Origin of the sequence: Umezawaea tangerina (assembly GCF_003002815.1) — a bacterium.
Taxonomy (GTDB): Bacteria; Actinomycetota; Actinomycetes; order Mycobacteriales; family Pseudonocardiaceae; genus Umezawaea; species Umezawaea tangerina.
The window spans coordinates 182,014-198,948 of sequence record NZ_PVTF01000014.1 but is presented as its reverse complement, the minus strand read 5'-3'; the positions used below and the strand labels follow the sequence as shown (position 1 = coordinate 198,948).

24 protein-coding genes are annotated in these 16,935 nt (G+C 72.7%); 7 read left to right on the top strand and 17 right to left on the bottom strand.

Going from position 1 to position 16,935, the window contains the following annotated elements; translation table 11 throughout:
• The first annotated feature begins 13 nt into the window (after positions 1-13).
• Entirely contained in the window at positions 14-487 is a 474-nt protein-coding gene (gene bcp / locus CLV43_RS37860; RefSeq protein WP_106193734.1) for a thioredoxin-dependent thiol peroxidase, read from the top strand.
• A gap of 132 nt (positions 488-619) precedes the next feature.
• Here the strand turns inward: bcp and rdgB are convergent, their stop codons facing one another.
• Together rdgB and rph are read right to left on the bottom strand one after the other, a co-directional pair.
• Entirely contained in the window at positions 620-1,222 is a 603-nt protein-coding gene (rdgB, locus tag CLV43_RS37855; protein ID WP_106193732.1) for an RdgB/HAM1 family non-canonical purine NTP pyrophosphatase, read from the bottom strand.
• Positions 1,219-1,989: a ribonuclease PH gene (gene rph, locus CLV43_RS37850; RefSeq protein WP_106193731.1), complete on the bottom strand. Its 771-nt coding sequence runs from the start codon at positions 1,987-1,989 to the stop codon at positions 1,219-1,221. Before rph ends, rdgB begins: the two co-directional genes overlap by 4 nt.
• A 62-nt stretch (positions 1,990-2,051) precedes the next feature.
• Here rph and CLV43_RS37845 point away from each other — a divergent pair, with 62 nt between their 5' ends.
• Complete coding sequence (locus CLV43_RS37845; RefSeq protein ID WP_106193729.1) at positions 2,052-2,570, top strand: DUF2231 domain-containing protein; 519 nt, start codon at positions 2,052-2,054, stop codon at positions 2,568-2,570.
• Between the two features lie 88 nt (positions 2,571-2,658).
• Here CLV43_RS37845 and CLV43_RS37840 read toward each other — a convergent pair whose 3' ends face one another.
• Genes CLV43_RS37840 through CLV43_RS37820 form a run of 5 tightly spaced genes read right to left on the bottom strand, consistent with a single transcriptional unit; the run spans position 2,659 to position 5,779 of the window.
• On the bottom strand, positions 2,659-3,051 hold the full coding sequence (locus CLV43_RS37840; protein WP_245887276.1) for an OsmC family protein: 393 nt from the start codon (positions 3,049-3,051) through the stop codon (positions 2,659-2,661).
• Positions 3,052-3,061: 10 nt separating this feature from the next.
• Positions 3,062-3,565: a hemerythrin domain-containing protein gene (locus CLV43_RS37835; protein WP_106193727.1), complete on the bottom strand. Its 504-nt coding sequence runs from the start codon at positions 3,563-3,565 to the stop codon at positions 3,062-3,064.
• Positions 3,566-3,611: 46 nt separating this feature from the next.
• Positions 3,612-4,334, bottom strand: coding sequence for an MBL fold metallo-hydrolase (locus CLV43_RS37830; RefSeq protein WP_106193725.1), 723 nt, complete (start codon positions 4,332-4,334; stop codon positions 3,612-3,614).
• A gap of 18 nt (positions 4,335-4,352) precedes the next feature.
• Positions 4,353-5,147, bottom strand: coding sequence for a glutamate racemase (murI, locus tag CLV43_RS37825; RefSeq protein ID WP_106193723.1), 795 nt, complete (start codon positions 5,145-5,147; stop codon positions 4,353-4,355).
• Positions 5,144-5,779 (bottom strand): rhomboid family intramembrane serine protease, encoded by a 636-nt coding sequence (locus CLV43_RS37820; RefSeq protein WP_245887275.1) that lies wholly within the window; start codon positions 5,777-5,779, stop codon positions 5,144-5,146. The genes murI and CLV43_RS37820 overlap by 4 nt, the downstream gene beginning before the upstream one ends.
• A gap of 56 nt (positions 5,780-5,835) precedes the next feature.
• Between CLV43_RS37820 and CLV43_RS37815 the strand changes: the two genes are divergently transcribed.
• The 3 genes from CLV43_RS37815 (at position 5,836) to CLV43_RS37805 (ending at position 8,589) form a co-directional block, all read left to right on the top strand.
• Entirely contained in the window at positions 5,836-6,696 is an 861-nt protein-coding gene (locus tag CLV43_RS37815; protein WP_106193722.1) for an SMP-30/gluconolactonase/LRE family protein, read from the top strand.
• Between the two features lie 103 nt (positions 6,697-6,799).
• Complete coding sequence (locus CLV43_RS37810) at positions 6,800-7,396, top strand: PadR family transcriptional regulator (RefSeq protein ID WP_106193720.1); 597 nt, start codon at positions 6,800-6,802, stop codon at positions 7,394-7,396.
• The gene (locus tag CLV43_RS37805) at positions 7,393-8,589 is read left to right on the top strand and encodes an FAD-dependent oxidoreductase (RefSeq protein WP_106193718.1); all 1,197 of its coding nucleotides are present in this window, start codon (positions 7,393-7,395) and stop codon (positions 8,587-8,589) included. Before CLV43_RS37810 ends, CLV43_RS37805 begins: the two co-directional genes overlap by 4 nt.
• Before the next feature lie 3 nt (positions 8,590-8,592).
• Here CLV43_RS37805 and CLV43_RS37800 read toward each other — a convergent pair whose 3' ends face one another.
• The 7 genes from CLV43_RS37800 to clpS are packed head-to-tail and all read right to left on the bottom strand — an operon-like array spanning position 8,593 to position 12,639.
• Positions 8,593-9,357, bottom strand: coding sequence for an MBL fold metallo-hydrolase (locus CLV43_RS37800; RefSeq protein WP_106193716.1), 765 nt, complete (start codon positions 9,355-9,357; stop codon positions 8,593-8,595).
• 31 nt (positions 9,358-9,388) lie between these two features.
• A complete protein-coding gene (locus CLV43_RS37795) occupies positions 9,389-10,339 on the bottom strand; it encodes a PLP-dependent cysteine synthase family protein (protein ID WP_106193715.1) in 951 nt (316 codons plus the stop codon).
• A 6-nt stretch (positions 10,340-10,345) separates the two neighbouring features.
• Entirely contained in the window at positions 10,346-10,618 is a 273-nt protein-coding gene (locus CLV43_RS37790; protein WP_106193713.1) for a MoaD/ThiS family protein, read from the bottom strand.
• 49 nt (positions 10,619-10,667) lie between these two features.
• Complete coding sequence (locus CLV43_RS37785; RefSeq protein WP_281262196.1) at positions 10,668-11,123, bottom strand: M67 family metallopeptidase; 456 nt, start codon at positions 11,121-11,123, stop codon at positions 10,668-10,670.
• A 51-nt stretch (positions 11,124-11,174) separates the two neighbouring features.
• Positions 11,175-11,789 (bottom strand): P1 family peptidase, encoded by a 615-nt coding sequence (locus CLV43_RS37780; RefSeq protein ID WP_106193712.1) that lies wholly within the window; start codon positions 11,787-11,789, stop codon positions 11,175-11,177.
• Complete coding sequence (locus CLV43_RS37775) at positions 11,786-12,343, bottom strand: DUF2017 domain-containing protein (RefSeq protein WP_106193710.1); 558 nt, start codon at positions 12,341-12,343, stop codon at positions 11,786-11,788. The genes CLV43_RS37780 and CLV43_RS37775 overlap by 4 nt, the downstream gene beginning before the upstream one ends.
• Positions 12,340-12,639: an ATP-dependent Clp protease adapter ClpS gene (gene clpS / locus CLV43_RS37770; RefSeq protein ID WP_106193709.1), complete on the bottom strand. Its 300-nt coding sequence runs from the start codon at positions 12,637-12,639 to the stop codon at positions 12,340-12,342. Before clpS ends, CLV43_RS37775 begins: the two co-directional genes overlap by 4 nt.
• A gap of 120 nt (positions 12,640-12,759) precedes the next feature.
• Here clpS and CLV43_RS37765 point away from each other — a divergent pair, with 120 nt between their 5' ends.
• Both CLV43_RS37765 and CLV43_RS37760 read left to right on the top strand, forming a co-directional pair.
• Complete coding sequence (locus CLV43_RS37765; RefSeq protein ID WP_106193707.1) at positions 12,760-14,034, top strand: nicotinate phosphoribosyltransferase; 1,275 nt, start codon at positions 12,760-12,762, stop codon at positions 14,032-14,034.
• A gap of 10 nt (positions 14,035-14,044) precedes the next feature.
• Positions 14,045-14,614, top strand: coding sequence for an isochorismatase family protein (locus tag CLV43_RS37760; RefSeq protein ID WP_106193705.1), 570 nt, complete (start codon positions 14,045-14,047; stop codon positions 14,612-14,614).
• A 1-nt stretch (position 14,615) separates the two neighbouring features.
• On the opposite strand, the gene CLV43_RS37755 is transcribed toward CLV43_RS37760, so the two are convergent.
• From CLV43_RS37755 to CLV43_RS37745, 3 genes are all read right to left on the bottom strand, one after another.
• Complete coding sequence (locus tag CLV43_RS37755) at positions 14,616-15,275, bottom strand: hypothetical protein (RefSeq protein WP_106193704.1); 660 nt, start codon at positions 15,273-15,275, stop codon at positions 14,616-14,618.
• Between the two features lie 235 nt (positions 15,276-15,510).
• Positions 15,511-16,683, bottom strand: a complete 1,173-nt coding sequence (wecB, locus tag CLV43_RS37750) for a non-hydrolyzing UDP-N-acetylglucosamine 2-epimerase (RefSeq protein WP_106193702.1) — start codon at positions 16,681-16,683, stop codon at positions 15,511-15,513.
• A 64-nt stretch (positions 16,684-16,747) separates the two neighbouring features.
• Positions 16,748-16,918: an LPXTG cell wall anchor domain-containing protein gene (locus CLV43_RS37745; protein ID WP_106193701.1), complete on the bottom strand. Its 171-nt coding sequence runs from the start codon at positions 16,916-16,918 to the stop codon at positions 16,748-16,750.
• Between the last annotated feature and the right edge of the window lie 17 nt (positions 16,919-16,935).

Here is a 16,935-nt window from a genome sequence, read left to right as displayed (position 1 = left end):
TAGCGTCTTCGGCATGAGCGAGCAGAAGCGCCTTTCCGCCGGCGACCAGGCGCCGGCGTTCACCCTCCCCGACAGCGAGGGCAAGCCGGTCTCCCTGTCGGACTACCTGGGCCGATCCGTCGTCGTCTACTTCTACCCCGCCGCGAGCACCCCCGGCTGCACGAAGCAGGCCTGCGACTTCCGCGACAGCATCGGGACGCTCGGCGAGTCGGGCTACGACGTCGTCGGCATCTCCCCCGACAAGCCCGAGAAGCTCGCCAAGTTCGCCGCCGCCGAGGGCCTGAACTTCCCCCTGCTGTCCGATGTGGACCGCTCGGTGCTGGCGGCCTGGGGCGCGTACGGCGAGAAGCAGAACTACGGCAAGACCGTGGTCGGCGTGATCCGCTCGACGTTCCTGGTGGACGCCGAGGGCAAGATCGCCAAGGCCATGTACAACGTCCGCGCGACCGGCCACGTCGCCAAGCTGCTCCGCGAGCTTCCTGCCTGATCCCCACCTGGACGCCGCCTTGCCGGTGGTGACTCCCCTGTCCGAGCCTCTGGGCCGCGAACGGGGGAGTCACCGGTCTGCCGGACCACCCTGGCCGCCGAACTGGGCCAGGTGGTCACGTCCAGGATCGGACTAGGCCAACGCCCTCAGGTTCGGCAGCAGCAGCCTCAGCGCGCGTCCGCGGTGCGACAGCGCGTCCTTCTCCTCCGGGCTCAGTTGCGCCGAGGTGACCTCGTGGCCCTCGGGCACGAAGATCGGGTCGTAGCCGAAGCCGTTGGTGCCGGTCATGCCGCGGGCGATGGTGCCGCGCCACTCGCCGCGCACGACCGTCGACTCGCCGCCGGGCACGACCAGTGCGGCGGCGCACACGAAGCCGCCGCCGCGGCGGTCGTCGGGGACGTCGCCGAGCTGGCTGAGGACGAGGTCGACGTTGGCCTGGTCGTCGCCGTGGACGCCGGACCAGCGGGCCGACAGGACGCCGGGCATGCCGTTGAGGGCGTCGATGGCGATGCCGGAGTCGTCGGCGACGGACGGCAGGCCCGTCGCGGCGGCGGCGTCGCGGGCCTTGGCCAGGGCGTTGCCCTCGAACGTCGGCTCGGTCTCCGGGGCCTCCGGGAACTCGGGCACGTCGTCCAGGCCGATGACCTCGATGCCGTCGAGACCCTCGGCGGCGAGGATGCGGCGCAGCTCGGCCAGCTTCTTGGCGTTGCGGGACGCCAGCAGGAGGCGGGTCACGACCGGGACTTCTTCGGCTTGGGCTCGGGGAGGACGCCGGGGTAGGGCTTGGCCAGCGCCTCGGCCTGGAGGCGGTTGAGCTCGGCGCAGCCCGCGAGGGCGAAGTCGAGCATCTTGTCCAGAGTGGACCTGGCGAAGGTGGCGCCCTCGCCGGTGCCCTGGACCTCGATGAGCGTGCCCGCGTCGGTGGCGACGACGTTCATGTCGACCTCCGCCCGCGAGTCCTCCTCGTACGGGAGGTCCAGCCGGACGCGACCGTCCACAACGCCGACCGAGACGGCCGACACGGCGCACGCCAACGGCTTGGGGTCGGCGAGGCGGCCCGCGGCGCCGAGCCACGTGATGGCGTCGGCGAGCGCCACGTAACCGCCGGTCACGGCGGCGGTGCGGGTGCCGCCGTCGGCCTGGATGACGTCGCAGTCGATCACGATGGTGTTCTCGCCGAGAGCGGCGAGGTCGATGCAGGCGCGCAGCGAGCGGCCGATCAGCCTGCTGATCTCGTGGGTGCGGCCACCGATCCTGCCCTTCACGGACTCGCGGTCGCTGCGGCTGTGCGTGGCGGACGGCAGCATCGCGTACTCGGCCGTCACCCACCCCAGCCCGGAGCCCGCCCGCCAGCGCGGGACGCCCTCGGTCACGCTCGCGGCGCACAGCACCCTGGTGTTGCCGAACTCCACCAGCACGGAGCCAGCAGGCCACTGCTGGTAGCCGCGGGTGATCCGGATGTCGCGCAGCACGTCGTCGTTCCTGCCATCGGTCCTCAGCACGTCACTACCCTAAGGTGCTCGCCAGGTGAACCAAGGGACGGCCCACCGGCGTAGGGAGAGGCATGGCACTCGCAGACGACCTGGTGACGCTCGACGGGATACCGGCGCACCCCCTTCTGGTCCACGCCGTGGTGGTCCTGCTGCCGCTGGCGGCGGTGGGCGCGATCGCGCTGGCGGTCCGGCCGCAGTGGCGGCGCAAGTACGCCTGGCCCGTGCTCGCGCTGACCGTGGCGGGCGTGGGGGCGGTCCCACTGGCCCAGGAGGCCGGTGAGCAGCTGCAGAAGAAGCTGGAGAACCTGGACAACCCGCTGATCGCGAAGCACGCGGAGCTGGGCAACGACCTGCTGCCGTTCGCGCTGGGCTTCCTGGTGGCCGTGGTGCTGCTGGTGGTCGCGGGCCGCCTCGCCGACCGCGAGCGCACGGCCGCGGCGGAGTCGCCGGACGTCCCGAAGACGTGGCGGCGCATCGCGATCGCGATGTCGGTGCTGGTGGTGCTCGCGGGCGTCGCGAGCACGGTGGAGACCGTCCGGATCGGACACAGCGGCGCCACGGCCGTGTGGGACGGCGTCGGCGCCGGCTAGTACGGGACCACGAACCGCTGCCGGGGAGTTCCGTCGTCAAGGCGGGGCAGCGGGCGGCTGCCCCCGGACCGCCCGCCGAGGACAGGTCCTAGGGCAGCGACAGGGGCGTGGTGGCCGAGCGCTTCAGCGTGCGCGTGACCGTGCACAGCTGGTCGACAGCTCGGCGCACCACGGACTCCAGCGCCGCGCGCTGGGCGTCGTCCAACCCGGACAGGTCGTAGTCCAGCGACACCGGCACGGTGCCGACCTCGTGCGCGCCTTCGGCCTGCACGTGGTCGGCGCGCGCCGTGAACTCGCCCGCCCGACGGGTGATCAGCGTCTCGGCCGTCACGGCGGCGCACCCCGCCGCGGCGGCCAGCAGCAGCTCGACCGGGCTGAAGGACCCGTCCTGGTCCTTGCGCCCGATCCGGACCTCGGCGCCGCGCCCGTTGGACGCGACGAAGCTGTGCTGACCGACCCGGCGCACCTCTACGTTCGACACACCGCCGAAGCTAGTCGATCCGGTCGGCGGTGGCCTTGGCCAGCCTGCGGACGTACTCGATGTCGCCGCAGCCGTCGGCGATGCGCTCCTGGCGCTCCTCGACGAAGTCCTTGCCCAGCTCGGCGCGGCGCTCCTCGGCGACCTGCTCGCGGGCGTCGTTGAGGATGGTCCGCTCCTCCTCGTCCACGTGGTGGTTGAGGGCCTCGACCAGCTCCTCGAGCTTGTCCTCCCACTCCTCGGACTCGGTGTCGGAGACCTCCATCAGCGCGAGCAGCGCCTGGTGGCCCTCGGCGTGCTCCTCGGCGCCGTGGTCGACCTCGTGGTCGTCGACCTGCTTGTAGCGCTTGAGCGCCGGGTAGACCTTCGACTCCTCCGCCTCCGCGTGCGCCACGAGCAGCTCGGCGAGGTCGCCCAGGAGGGCGGTGCGGTCGGCGGTGCGGTCCCGCAGCTCGCGGAACAGCTCTTCGAACCGGCGGTGGTCGGCCAGGATCAGCTCGACGACATCGGTAGCCATGTTTCGTCCTCCATGTGGTGGGTAGCTGGAGTACCCACCGGGCCCGCTAGCCAATCCGGTAGCTGCGCCCCTGCCGGGCGAGTTCCACCGGACCGGTGAACCCGGCGCGCGCGTGCGTGAGCACGGTCTGCGGGTCGGTCCACGGCTCGATGTGCGTGAGCAGGACCTTGCGGACGCCCGCGGCGGTGGCCGAGCTGCCGACCGGGCAGCCGGTGCGGCCCGCCTCGGCCAGCAGCAGGTCGACCCCGGCCGCGAGGGGCAGCACGGGACTGAGCGCGGGGTAGGCCAGCGACGCCGCTCCCGCCGTGATCCGGAAGCCGAACGCCCGGCCGTGGCCCGCGCGGGCGGCGACGACCTCGAACGGTCCGATGTGGATGGTGCCGTCGTCCAGCGGCCGGAAGTCGAAGACGTCCGACAGGTCGGTCCGCGCCAGCTCGTCGGCGTTCTCGGCGTAGGCCCTGGCGAACCGGTCCGGCGCCTCGCCGGGGGCGTGCACGGGCAGCCGGCGCGCGGTCGTGTCGTAGGGCGGGTGCGTGTGGTAGCGGCGCAGCACGGTCAGCGCCGTGAGGTCGCTGCAGTGGTCGGGGCACAGGCGCGACAGCAGCAGCGCGTCGACCTCGAACGCGTCGCACCGGGTCTGGAGCGCGGCGAGCGCGCCGCTGCCGAGGTCGACGACGAGCCGGAAGCCGTCGGCCTCGAGGAGGTAACCCGACGCGGCGGCGTCGGGTCCGGGTAAGCCGCCTGAGCAGCCGAGAATGGTCAGGAGCACGCGTGCGAGCCTCGCACGTCACCCCGTGGTGTGAAACGAAGTGACACCCAGTTGGGGTAGGAACCGCCTGGCCAGCTTGGTGAACGGGGCCAGCGGGCCGGTGCAGCTGAACAGCTGGTCGGGTTCGCCCTCGCGGAACAGGTCGCGCTCGGTGAGCACCCGCATGACGTCCTTGACCGTCTCCTCGGCGCTGGACACGAGCGTGACCTGCTCCCCCATCACGATCTGGAGGACGCCGGTCAGCAGCGGGTAGTGCGTGCAGCCGAGCACGAGGGTGTCGACGTCGGCCTGCTGCAACGGCTCCAGGTACCCCTGCGCCAGCCCGAGCACCTGGCGGCCGGAGGTGGTGCCGCGCTCGACGAAGTCGACGAACCGCGGGCACGCCACGGCGGTCACCTCGACGTCGCGGGCGGCGGCGAAGGAGTCCTGGTAGGCGCCGGAGTTGATCGTGCTGACGGTGCCGATCACGCCGATCCGACCGGTGCGGGTGGTGGTGACCGCGCGCCGCACGGCCGGGACGATCACCTCGACCACGGGCACGTCGTAGCGCTCGCGGGCGTCGCGCAGGCAGGCCGCGGACGCGGTGTTGCAGGCCATCACGATCATCTTGGCGCCGTCGGCCACCAGCCGGTCGGCCAGCGCCAGCGCGTGCTTGCGGACCTCGGCGATCGGCAGCGGGCCGTACGGGCCGTTCGCGGTGTCGCCGATGTACCGGATCCGCTCGGCGGGCAGCTGTTCCATGATCGCCCGCGCGACGGTGAGCCCGCCGCCACCGGAGTCGAAGATGCCGATCGGGTCGTCCGCTGAAGTCACATCCCGAGGCTAGCTGGCGGCGCGGCGGGCACGCGGCGCGCGTCCCTGGCCACGCCCCACGCGGCCAGGATGCCGCCGAGCGCGCCGAACAGGTGGCCCTCCCAGGACACCCCGGGCTGGCCGGGCAGCACGCCCCACAGCGCCCAGCCGTACGCGGTGAACACCGCGACGGCCACCAGGATCTGCAGCGGGCTGCGCGCGAAGATGCCGCGCACCAGCAGGAACGCCAGGTAGCCGAAGATCAGCCCGGACGCGCCGATGTGGCTCGCGGGCGAGCCGAAGATCCAGACGCCCAGCCCGCTGGTCAGCCAGATGACGACCGTGATCTGCGAGAACTGCTTGAGCCCGCCCGAGGTCGCCAGGAAGCCGAGGATCAGCAGCGGGACCGCGTTGCCGGTCAGGTGGCTCCAGCCGCCGTGCAGCAGCGGGTACCAGATCAGGTTGTCCCACTGGCTGAAGTCGCGCGGGATCACGCCGTCGCCGTCGAGCGTGTGCCCGAGCGCGGTGTCCACCGCCTCGATCACGAACAGCAGCCCGACGAAACCCGCGACGACCGCCGCGGACAGCAGCGGCTGCGGCGGGATGATCCGCCTGGAGAGCTGCCTCGGAGCCTGCACCCGTGTCGAGTCCACCTCACCAGGTTACGTGCGGCGCGGGGAAAAAGGGCAGGTCCGCCTAAGGTGGGCCCGTGTCGATCGACGTAGCGGTGCGCATCCAGGCCGAACTGGGCGAAGGACCTACCTGGGACCGGGCGAGCTCCACCCTGTTGTGGGTGGACATCCTGGCCGGGGAGGTGCACCGCTACGCGCCCTCGCGCGACGACGACGCGGTGCTGACCGTCCCCCAGCACGTCGGGGCGGCCAAGCCGCGGGTCATGGGCGGGCTGGTGCTGAACCTGGCCGAGGGCGTCGCGCTGGTCGACCGCGACGGCACCAAGACGTGGCTCGTCTACTGGGCGCGCGACGGCGTGCGCGGCAACGACGCCGCCGTCGACGCCGCGGGCAGGCTGTGGGCGGGCACCATGCGCTACGACGAGGGCGCGGGCGGCGGCTGGCTGGCCCGCGTGGAGCCGACCGGCGCCGCGAAGGTGGTGCTGGACGAGGTGACCATCAGCAACGGCATCGGCTGGAGCCCCGACGGCACGCTGATGTACTACATCGACACCCCGGAGAAGCGGATCGACGTCCTGGACTACGACGTCGAGACCGGCGAGGCCAAGGCGCGGCGGCCGCTGTGCGCGATCGAGGGCACCGCGGGTGGCCCGGACGGCCTGACCGTGGACGCCGACGGCTGCGTCTGGGTGGCGCTGTGGGGCGGGGCCGCGGTGCGCCGGTACACCCCCGACGGCCGGTTGGACCGCGAGATCCCGCTGCCGGTCGACCAGCCCACCGCGTGCTGCTTCGGCGGTGACGACTACACCGACCTGTACGTGACGTCCGCGCGGACGGGTCTCGACGAGGGCGCGCTGGCCGCCCGGCCGCTGTCCGGCTCCGTGCTGGTCCTGCCCGGTGTCGGCGTCGGCCTGCCGTCGAGCGCGTTCGCGGGCTGACCGCTCCCCCTTGCCCGTCCCGCGGACGAGCGCGCGGTTCAAAATAGTTGACACTGACTAGTCGAGCATGGATAGTCGATCCTGACTACGAGATGAGGATGTCGTGGCGAAGAGGCGCAAGGTGTCGAACCCGCTCGCGCTGGCGGTGCTCGCCCAGCTGCTGATGGGGCCCCTGCACCCGTACGAGATCGGGCGGCGGCTGACGCTGCAGGACAAGGGCCGCAACATCAAGTACACCCGCGGCTCGCTCTACATGGTCGTGGAGCAGCTGGCGAAGGCCGGGTTCATCAGCGAGGACGGGACGGTCCGGGACACCCAGCGGCCGGAGCGGACGATCTACGCGCTCACCGAGGACGGGAAGGCCGAGCTCTACGACTGGCTGCGGGACCTGGTCGCCCGGCCGGAGCACGAGTTCCCGAAGTTCGGGGTCGCGCTGTCGCTGCTGGTCGTGCTGCCGCCCGCCGAGGCGGTCGAGCTGCTCGGCAGGCGCAGGGACGCGCTGACCCTGGAGACCGAGGAGATCCGCGCCGACGTCAAGGCCTCCGTCGACGGCGGCCTGGAGTGGGTGTTCGTGGTGGAGGAGGAGTACCGCCTCGCCGTGCTCGACGCCGAGATCCGCTTCGTCACGACCCTCGTCGAGCAGCTCGGGAAGCCGGAGTACGTCCGGAAGTGGCAGGAGATGTTCGAGGGGGAGACATGAGTGGAGTCAGGACCGCGCTCGTCGTCGGTGGCGGGCTCGCGGGCCCGGTGACGGCGTTGGCGCTGCGCAAGGCGGGCGTGGACGCGACCGTGTACGAGGCGTACGCGACCACGGCCGACGGGATCGGCGGGCAGCTGACCGTGGCGCCGAACGGGCTGGACGCGCTGGCGACCATCGGGGCGGCGGAGGCCGTCAAGGCCGTCGGGCTGCCGATGCGGCGCACCGTGATGGCCAACGGCCGGGGCCGGGTGCTCGCCGAGTTCGAGGCGCTGCCGGACCTGGAGCCGAGCCGGACGATGTGGCGCTCCGAGCTGTACCGGGCGCTGCACGACCACGCCGCCGCGGAAGGCGTGCGGACCGAGCACGGCAAGCGGCTGGTCGGCGTGGACGAGAGCCCGACCGGCGTCACCGCCCGGTTCGCCGACGGGACCAGCGCGACCGCGGACGTGCTGGTCGGCGCGGACGGGATCAACTCGACCGTGCGGACGCTGATCGACCCGGCCGCGGCGGGCCCGTCGCACGTGCCGCTGCTCAACTTCGGGGCGGCCGCCGACATCTCGGTGCCCGCCGCGCCGGACGCCACCTACTTCGTGTTCGGCAGGCGGGCCTTCCTCGGCTACTGGATCCAGCCCGACGGCCGCACGTCGTGGTTCGGCAACCTGCCGCACCAGGCCAGGATGAGCTCCGCCGAAGCGCGCGCGGTGCCCGCGCGGCAGTGGCTCGACCGGCTCCGCGAGGTCTACGCCGACGACGTGCCGGGCCGGGAGCTGTTGGCGCACACCGATCCCGCGCGGCTGTGCGCGTTCGGGTCGATGGAGATCCTGCCGAGGGTCACGACCTGGCACCGCGGCCGCGTGGTGCTCGTCGGCGACGCCGCGCACGCGCCGTCGTCCAGCTCGGGCCAGGGCGCGTCGCTGGCCGCCGAGAGCGCCGTGCAGCTCGCCCGGTGCCTGCGCGACCTGCCGGACGTGCCCAGCGCGTTCGCCGCCTACGAGCGGCTGCGCCGACCGCGGGTGGAGAAGGTGGCCGCACGGGCCGCGAAGACCAACAACACCAAGGGTTTCGGCCCCGTCGCGAGCGCCGTGATGGGTCTGGTGATGCCGCTCGCGATGAAGACGTTCCTCACCCCGGAGAAGATGCTCGGCCTGGAGCAGCGGCACCACATCGAGTGGTCGGACACCGTTGCCGCGTAAGAACTACACGTCGTAGACGCCGTCCAGCTCGACGAGCGACGAGCGGTCGGGGAAGACGCTCGCGGCGTCGGCGAGCACGGCGTCGCGGTCGGACCAGGGCAGCACGTGGGTGAGCAGCAACCGGCCCACCCCCGCCTCGACCGCGACGCCCGCCGCCTCCCGGCCGCTCATGTGCAGGTTGTCCGGCCTGCTGCCGCGGTCGACCCACGCCGTGTCGGCGAGCAGCACGTCCGCTCCCCTGGCGAGCTCCACCAGCTCCGGGCACACCGCCGTGTCGCCGGAGAACACCAGCGACCGGCCGCCGCACTCGATCCGGAACCCGTACGCCTCGCAGATGTGCCGCATCGGCGCCACCTCGACGGTGCACGGCCCGAGCCGGAACGCGCCGGGCCGCAACGGGAGGAAGTCGAACACGTCCTCCAGCGACTCCGGGTCCTCCCGGCTCGCGGCGTGCGCGTGGGCGAGCCGTTCGGGCGCCCCAGCCGGGGCGTGCACCGGCAGCCTGCGCTCCCTCGGGTCGTAGGGCGGACGGGGGTGGTGGCGGCGGAACGTCGTGAGGGCCGCGAAGTCCGCGCAGTGGTCGAGGTGCAGGTGCGACAGCAGCAGCGCGTCGAGGTCGAACGGCGAGCAGTGCCGCTGGAGGTTGCGGAACGTGCCGCCACCGAGCTCGACCACCAGCCGGAGGCCGTCGGCCTCGACGAGGTAGCCCGACGTCGGGAGACCAGGGCCCGGCACGCTCCCCGAACAGCCGAGCACGGTGATCTTCACCGGAGGAGGATAACCGCGACGAACGCGACGATCAGGCCCAAAGGTGACCGTCGAGGCGTTCCGACGCCTCGTCGAGCGTGCCCGAGTAGGCCCCGGTGGACAGGTACTTCCACCCGCCGTCGGCCACGATGAACACCACGTCAGCCTGGTCGCCGGTACCCGCCGCCTTCTCCGCCACGGCGAGCGCGGCGTGCAGGATGGCCCCGGTGGAGATGCCCGCGAAGATGCCTTCGGACTCCAGCAGCTGACGGGTGCGGCGCAGGGCGTCGTAGGAGCCGACCGAGTAGCGGCCGGTGAGCACGGAGGCGTCGTACAGCTCCGGCACGAAGCCCTCTTCGAGGTTGCGCAGGCCGTAGACGAGCTCGCCGTAGCGCGGTTCGGCGGCGATGACCTGCACGTCCGGCTTCTTCTCGCGCAGGTACCGGCCGACGCCGACGAGCGTGCCCGTCGTGCCCAGCCCGGCGACGAAGTGCGTGATGCCCGGCAGGTCGCGCAGGATCTCCGGCCCGGTGCCGTTGTAGTGCGCGAGCGCGTTGGCGGGGTTGCCGTACTGGTAGAGCATCACCCAGTCCGGGTTCTGCTTGGCCAGCTCCTTGGCGCTCGCCACGGCCTGGTTGGAGCCGCCCGCGGCGGGCGAGTACACGATCCTCGCCCCGTACGCCTGGAGCAGCTGCTTGCGCTCCACCGACGTGTTCTCCGGCATCACGCACACCAGGCCGTAGCCCTTGAGCTTCGCGGCCATCGCCAACGCGATCCCGGTGTTGCCCGAGGTGGGCTCCAGGATCGTGCAGCCCGGTGTCAGCAGCCCGTCCCGCTCCGCCGCCTCGATCATGGCCAGCGCGGGCCGGTCCTTGATCGAGCCGGTCGGGTTGCGGTCCTCCAGCTTCGCCCAGATCCGGACGTCCTCCGACGGCGAGAGCCTGGGGAGACCGACCAGCGGGGTGTCGCCGAGCGCGTCGAGCAGCGAGTCGTACCGGGCCACAGTGGGTCAGCCGCCCGCGACGGCCGGGAGGATCGTGACGTTGTCGCCGTCCTTGACGGCGGCCTCGAGCCCACCGGAGAAGCGGACGTCCTCGTCGTTGACGTAGACGTTCACGAACCGGTGCAGCGAGCCCTCCTTGACCAGGCGGGACTTCAGGCCGCCGTGGTTGGCCTCCAGGTCGTCGATGACCTGGGCGAGCGTGGTGCCCGCGGCCTCGACGGACTTCTGCCCACCGGTGTGGGTGCGCAGGATGGTGGGGATGGAGACGGTGATGGCCATGCTGGAACCTCCGGGAGGGAACAACGGGGACGAACGTGCGAGGACGCGCTCAGGAACCGTCGGGGGTGTCGTCGACACCGGTGTGGGCGAACATGTACGACTCCACCACCTGCACCGGTTCCTCGGTCACCACGCCGTCCACGATCCGGTACGAGCGCAGCTCGTGCTCCTCGGGATCCCTGGTGGAGATCAGCACGTAGTGCGCGTCGGGCTCCTGGGCGTAGGAGATGTCGGTGCGCGACGGGTACGGCTCGGTGGCCGTGTGCGAGTGGTAGACGACCACCGGCACCTCGTCGTTGCGCTCCATCTCGCGGTGCACCTTGAGCTGCTCGGTCGCGTCGAAGCGGTAGAAGGTCGGCGAGCGCTCGGCGTTGAGCATGGGGACGAACCGCTCGGGGCGGTCGGAGCCCTCGGGCCCGGCGATCTGGCCGCACGCCTCGTCGGGGTGGTCACGACGGGCGTGCGCCACCATCGCGTCCACCAGGTCACGACGAATCACCAACACGCCTCCATCCTACGTGGTGGCGGAAGGCGTCCTACCGTGTGAGAACCCGCACTACACCGGTTCGAGCACGTCGGAGACGGCGGTGCACAGCCCGTCGAGGTCGAGCGGGGAGGCGAGCTCGCGGCGTCCGGTGGCGAGCGCGAACACCGTCGCCGGGCCCCGGTGGCCCGCGCGGACCAGGGCGTCGTGGCCGGACATCGCCAGGCGGCGGCACTCGGCCTTGGTCAGCACCGCGTCGGTCACGACGACCGCCACCCCGGCCAGCGCGAACCCGGCCACGGTGTGCTCGCCCACCGCGGTGGACGCGCCGAGGTCGACCGGCGCCGAGCAGGCCGCGTACCCCTCGGCGGAGGTCGACGGCGGGCCGTCGGCCACGGCCGCGGCGGGCACCAGCGGCACGACCTCGTGCGGCTCGGTGCCGACGGGCAGGCCGCGGTGGCGCTCGGCGAGCCAGCGGACCACGCCGTCGGCGCCCGCGAGTCCCAGCGGACCGCCGGAGACCACGCACACGGCGTGGACCTCCCGCACGAGGTTCGGCGGGTCGAGCAGGTCCAGCTCCCGCGTGCCCGTCGGCGCCCCGCGGGTGTCCACACCCGCCACCGCGCCCTCGGGCACGAGCACGACGGTGACCCCGCCGTCGCGGCCGACGACCACGCCGGGGATCACGACATGACGGCTTCGATGAGCGTCTCCTGCACCCAGGTCAGCCAGTGGTAGACGCCGAGGTGCGGGGAGCGCGGGTCGTCGGGCGGCAGCTCGTCCGGCATGTCCTCGTTCACGTCCAGCGCCGTGCCCAGTGCCAGCCGCACGTCGTTGATCGACGCGAGCCACGCCTCGGCCTGCTCGGGCAGCAGCCGGACCTCACCGCCCTCGGGCGGGCAGGTGTCCAGCACGACACCCGCCGTCCCGGTCTTGAGGTCCAGCAGCTCCGGCTCGTGCAGCGAGCGCAGGGCCGCGGCGGAGTCGAGGTCACCGGGGTCGGGCGCGTCCGGGTCGAGCCGGTGGAAGTCGGGCAGCAGGCGGCCGAGGATCGGGTCGTCCGGCGCCGTCGACGGCCCGGTGCGGATGCCGGTCAGCTCGGACAGCTCGTCCTGCGGGGCCTCGTCGGCGCGCGCCAGCAGCATGTCCTGGATCTGGCTGACCAGACCGCGGACCACCGCCGCCTCCTGGCGGTCGAACCGGCCGACGACGACCTCCCCGTCGCGGGTCCACTTCCTCACGACGCGCGCTGCATGGTCGCCCAGAGCCCGGCGGCGTGCAGCTTCGCCACGTCCGCCTCGACCTTGTCCTTCGTCCCCGAGGACACGATCGCCCGGCCCTTGTGGTGCACGTCCAACATCAACTTCGTCGCCTTGTCCCTGCTGTAGCCGAACAGCTTCTGGAACACGTACGTCACGTAGGACATCAGGTTCACCGGGTCGTTCCAGACCACGGCCTGCCATGGTCTGTCCTCGGCGCGGACCTCCACGCCTGCCGGCTCAACCTGCGTCCGTTCATGCTCGACGGGCGTGGTCATACCGCCAATGGTGTCATGGCCCACGTACCCGTGGTGCCCGGAGGGGCACGCCGGGGGTGGCGCACCCCATAGGGGCTTTCCGCTGCGGATGTGCGCGGGCCCCGCTTAGGCTCTCGGCTCATGTCGACAGCGCTGCTCACCGACCACTACGAGCTGACGATGCTGGCCGCCGCGTTGCGCGACGGCACGGCGGACCGGCCGTGCGTCTTCGAGGTCTTCGCCCGGAGGCTGCCGGAGGGCAGGCGCTACGGCGTGGTCGCGGGCACCGGCAGGCTGCTCGACGCGATCCGCGACTTCCGCTTCGGCGAGGCCGAGCTGGACGTGCTCGAGAGGACCGGCGTCGTCGACGACCGCACGCTGGCGTGGCTCGCGGACTACGAGTTCACCGGCGAGGTCGACGGCTACCCCGAGGGCGAGCTGTACTTCCCCGGCTCCCCCGTCCTGTCGGTGCGGGCGTCCTTCGGCGTCGGCGTCGTGCTGGAGACCTTGGCGCTGTCGATCCTCAACCACGACAGCGCGATCGCCTCGGCCGCGGCCCGCATGGTCGGCGCCGCCAACGGCCGCCGGATGATCGAGATGGGCTCCCGGCGCACCCACGAGGAGGCCGCCGTCGCCGCGGCGCGCGCCGCGTACCTGGCCGGGTTCACCGCGACGTCGAACCTGGAGGCCGGGCGCAGGCACGGGATCCCGACCGCGGGCACCTGCGCGCACGCCTTCACGCTGCTGCACGACAGCGAGGAGGAGGCGTTCCGCAGCCAGGTCGAGGCGCTGGGCGCGGACACCACGCTGCTGGTCGACACCTACGACATCACCAACGGCATCGAGCTCGCCGTCCGGGCCGCGGGGCCGGGGCTGGGCGCGGTGCGGATCGACTCCGGCGACCTGGGCGTGCTCGCCCGGCAGGCCCGTGAGCAGCTGGACTCGCTGGGCGCCAAGAACACCCGCATCGTGGTGTCCGGCGACCTCGACGAGTACTCGATCGCCGCGCTGCGCGCCGAACCGGTCGACTCCTACGGCGTCGGCACCTCGCTGGTCACCGGGTCCGGCGCCCCGACGGCGGGCATGGTCTACAAGCTCGTCGAGGTCGACGGGCGGCCGGTCGCCAAGCGCAGCTCGCACAAGGAGTCGCGCGGCGGCCGCAAGGGCGCGCTGCGCAAGCACAAGGACACCGGCACCTCGTTGGAGGAGGTCGTGTTCCCGTTCGACCACCAGCCCGACCTCGACGAGCACGACCGGCTGCTCCAGGTCCCCCTGTTGCGCGGTGGACAACCGGCGGGCGAGGTGGCCACGCTGGCCCAGAGCCGCGAACGACTGCGGGCGGCGCTCGTCAGCGTGCCGTGGGAGGGCCTGAAGCTGTCCCGCGGCGAGCCCGCGATCCCGACCACGTTCCTGTGAAGGAGTGCTTGTGACCAAGGCGCTGATCGTCGTGGACGTGCAGAACGACTTCTGCGAAGGCGGTTCGCTGGCCGTGGCGGGCGGGGCCGCCGTCGCGGCCGCGGTGTCCGCGCACATCGCCGCGAGCGACTACGACCACGTCGTCGCCACCAGGGACTACCACGTGGACCCCGGCGACCACTTCAGCGAGACGCCCGACTACGTCGACTCCTGGCCGGTGCACTGCGTCGCCGGGACGGCCGGGGCCTCGTTCCACCCCGAGCTGGACGTCACCGCGGTGCGGGCGGTGTTCTCCAAAGGCGCCTACGCGGCCGCGTACTCGGGCTTCGAGGGCACCAGCGGCACCGGTGAGCAGCTCACCGACTGGCTGCGGGTGCACGACGTGGACCGGGTCGACGTGGTCGGCATCGCCACCGACCACTGCGTGCGGGCGACCGCGATCGACGCCGCGCGGGCCGGGTTCGCCACGACCGTGCTGCTCGACCTCACCGCGGGCGTGGCCGCGGCCACCGTGGACAGCGCGTTGGGGAGGTTGCGCGACGCGGGGGTCGTGCTGAGCGGCGACCCCCGCGTCGGCTGAGCTACGGCGTCGGCGAGCAGGCCGCCGCGCCGAGCACGATCTCGCCGGTCACGTCCGACTCGGGCGTGAAGCGGAAGTGCACGGCGTTGATGCCGATGCCGCCGTCGTTGGGCTCGGGCAGCACCACCTCGCTGAAGGTCACGTTCGCCAGGACGACGCCCTTCGAGCTCTTGACCTGGTGCACGTAGTTGCTCGGGATCTGGCTCGGCAGACCGCTGAAGCCGGAGATGCCGCCGAGCTGCCACCCCGCGTCGGTGCCGGTCTCCTTGCCGACGCAGACGGCCTTCCACGAGCCGATCTTGAGCCGCGGTCCGCCCTGGGACATCAGGGCGGAGAGCTCGAACGACTGGCCGGTGGCCTCCGAGGTCGTCTCCGTGCGGTCGCCGTCGACGGCCTTGGTGGTGCACGACGACGTGCCGCCGCCGAACCTCAGGCCCGGCTGGTCGTTCACGGCGGGCGCGGAGCCCGACGTGGCCCCGTCGACCGCGCAGGGCGCCTGGGTCGGCAACGAGACCTGCCGCCCCGCCTTGGTGAAGTCGACGAAGCCCACCGAGGCGGTCCCGGCCGGGCTCGCGGCCGAGGCGGGTGCCGTGGACGCGAGCAGCCCGGTGACGAGTCCGACCGCCACCAACCCCGCGCGCCGCGCCGTGGTGCTGTTCATCTGGTGCTCCCCTTCCGAGAATTCTGCCGCCGGGCCCGGAACGCCGGACACCGGCGGCTCCACCCTCCATCGGGATGGGCCCGCCGGTAACAGCTCGGCACCCCATGTCACCCGTCGGGGCACGTGCAGTACCCGACCGGGAGCACAGCGAGCTGCTGGTCACGGAACGCGTTCGCGGATTACCTCGACGACCACCCGCCTTCGCGGGCGCAAGGGCCAGGAGTTGACTGAATCCTCACCCGCTGACCACCAGCTGGTCGCGCCAGCGGATCGGCTTGGTCACGGGCACCAGCCCGAGCATGCGCTCCAGCGCCGCCCGCACCCGGCCCGCGGCGAGCCCGTCGCCGAAGGGGTTGCGGCCCAACGGGAGGCGCAGCCGGGAGCCCAGCACCCAGCCCGCCTCGGCGAGGATCCGGGTCGGGTCGGTGCCCACCACCCACGCGCTGCCCGCCTCGACGGCGGCCATCCGCTCGGTCGAGTCGCGCAGCACCAGGACCGGCACGCCGAACGACGGCGCCTCCTCCTGGATTCCGCCGGAGTCGGTGAGCACCAGCGCGGCGCGGACCAGCGCGCGCACCAGGTCGGAGTAGTCCAGCGGCTCGGTGATCACGATGCCGCGGTGGCCGCCGAGCACTTCGCGGACCTGCGCGCGCACCACCGGGTTCGGGTGCGCGGGCAGCAGGATCCGGATGTCGGGGTGGCGGTCGGCGATGGACCGCACGGCGTGCAGCACCCGGTGCAGCGGCGCGCCCCACGACTCGCGGCGGTGCACCGTGACCAGCACGAGCCTGCCGCCGGTCCCGTCGAGCTCCTCCTCCAGCGCGGCCAGGTCGGGGTCCTTGGCGGGCAGCCCGGCCGCGGCGACGCGGAGCACGGCGTCGACGACGGTGTTGCCGGTGACCACGATGTCGCTGCCCGGCGGGCGTTCCGCGCTCAGCGCGCTGGCCGCCTCGTCGGTCGGCGCGAGGTGCAGGGAGGCGATCCGGGAGATCATCTGCCGGGTCCCCTCCTCGGGGAACGGCCCGGCGAGGTCGCCGGTGCGCAGGCCCGCTTCCAGGTGCGCCACCGGGATCCCGCGCCAGAACGCGGCGAGCGCGCCCGCCAGCGTGGTCGCGGTGTCGCCCTGGACCACGACGGCGGCGGGCGCGCGTTCGGCGAGCACGCGGTCGAACCGGGGTAACAGGCCCGCGATCAGCTCGGCCTGGCCACCACCGGCGCGCGGCACCTCCAGCGTCGCGTCCGGCGCGAGGCCGAACGCCTCCAGCGCCTGGCCGACCATGTCGGCGTGCTGTCCACTGTGGACGATGAACGGCCGCAGCACCGCGTGGTCCGCCAGCGCGAGCGCGACCGGCGCGATCTTGACCGCCTCGGGCCTCGTCCCGGCCAGCAGCAGGATTTCCTTGGTCACCGTTCTCCTTCCAGGGGTGCGGGGTCCCGGCCGGACGGGGCGATCCGGCCGGGACGCCCGCGGGCTACCGGGGTGCGCGCGCTGCCTTGCGCCTGCGGGTCGCGTGCAGGAGGAGGCCGCCCACCACCAGCAGCACCAGTGCGGCGGCGAGCCACCACGTCACGTTCGCGCCGGTCGCGGCGAGCGACCCGACACCCGTGCCGATGGCGACCCCGCTGCCGGGGACCTTGTACATGCCGTGCTCCTCAGCCG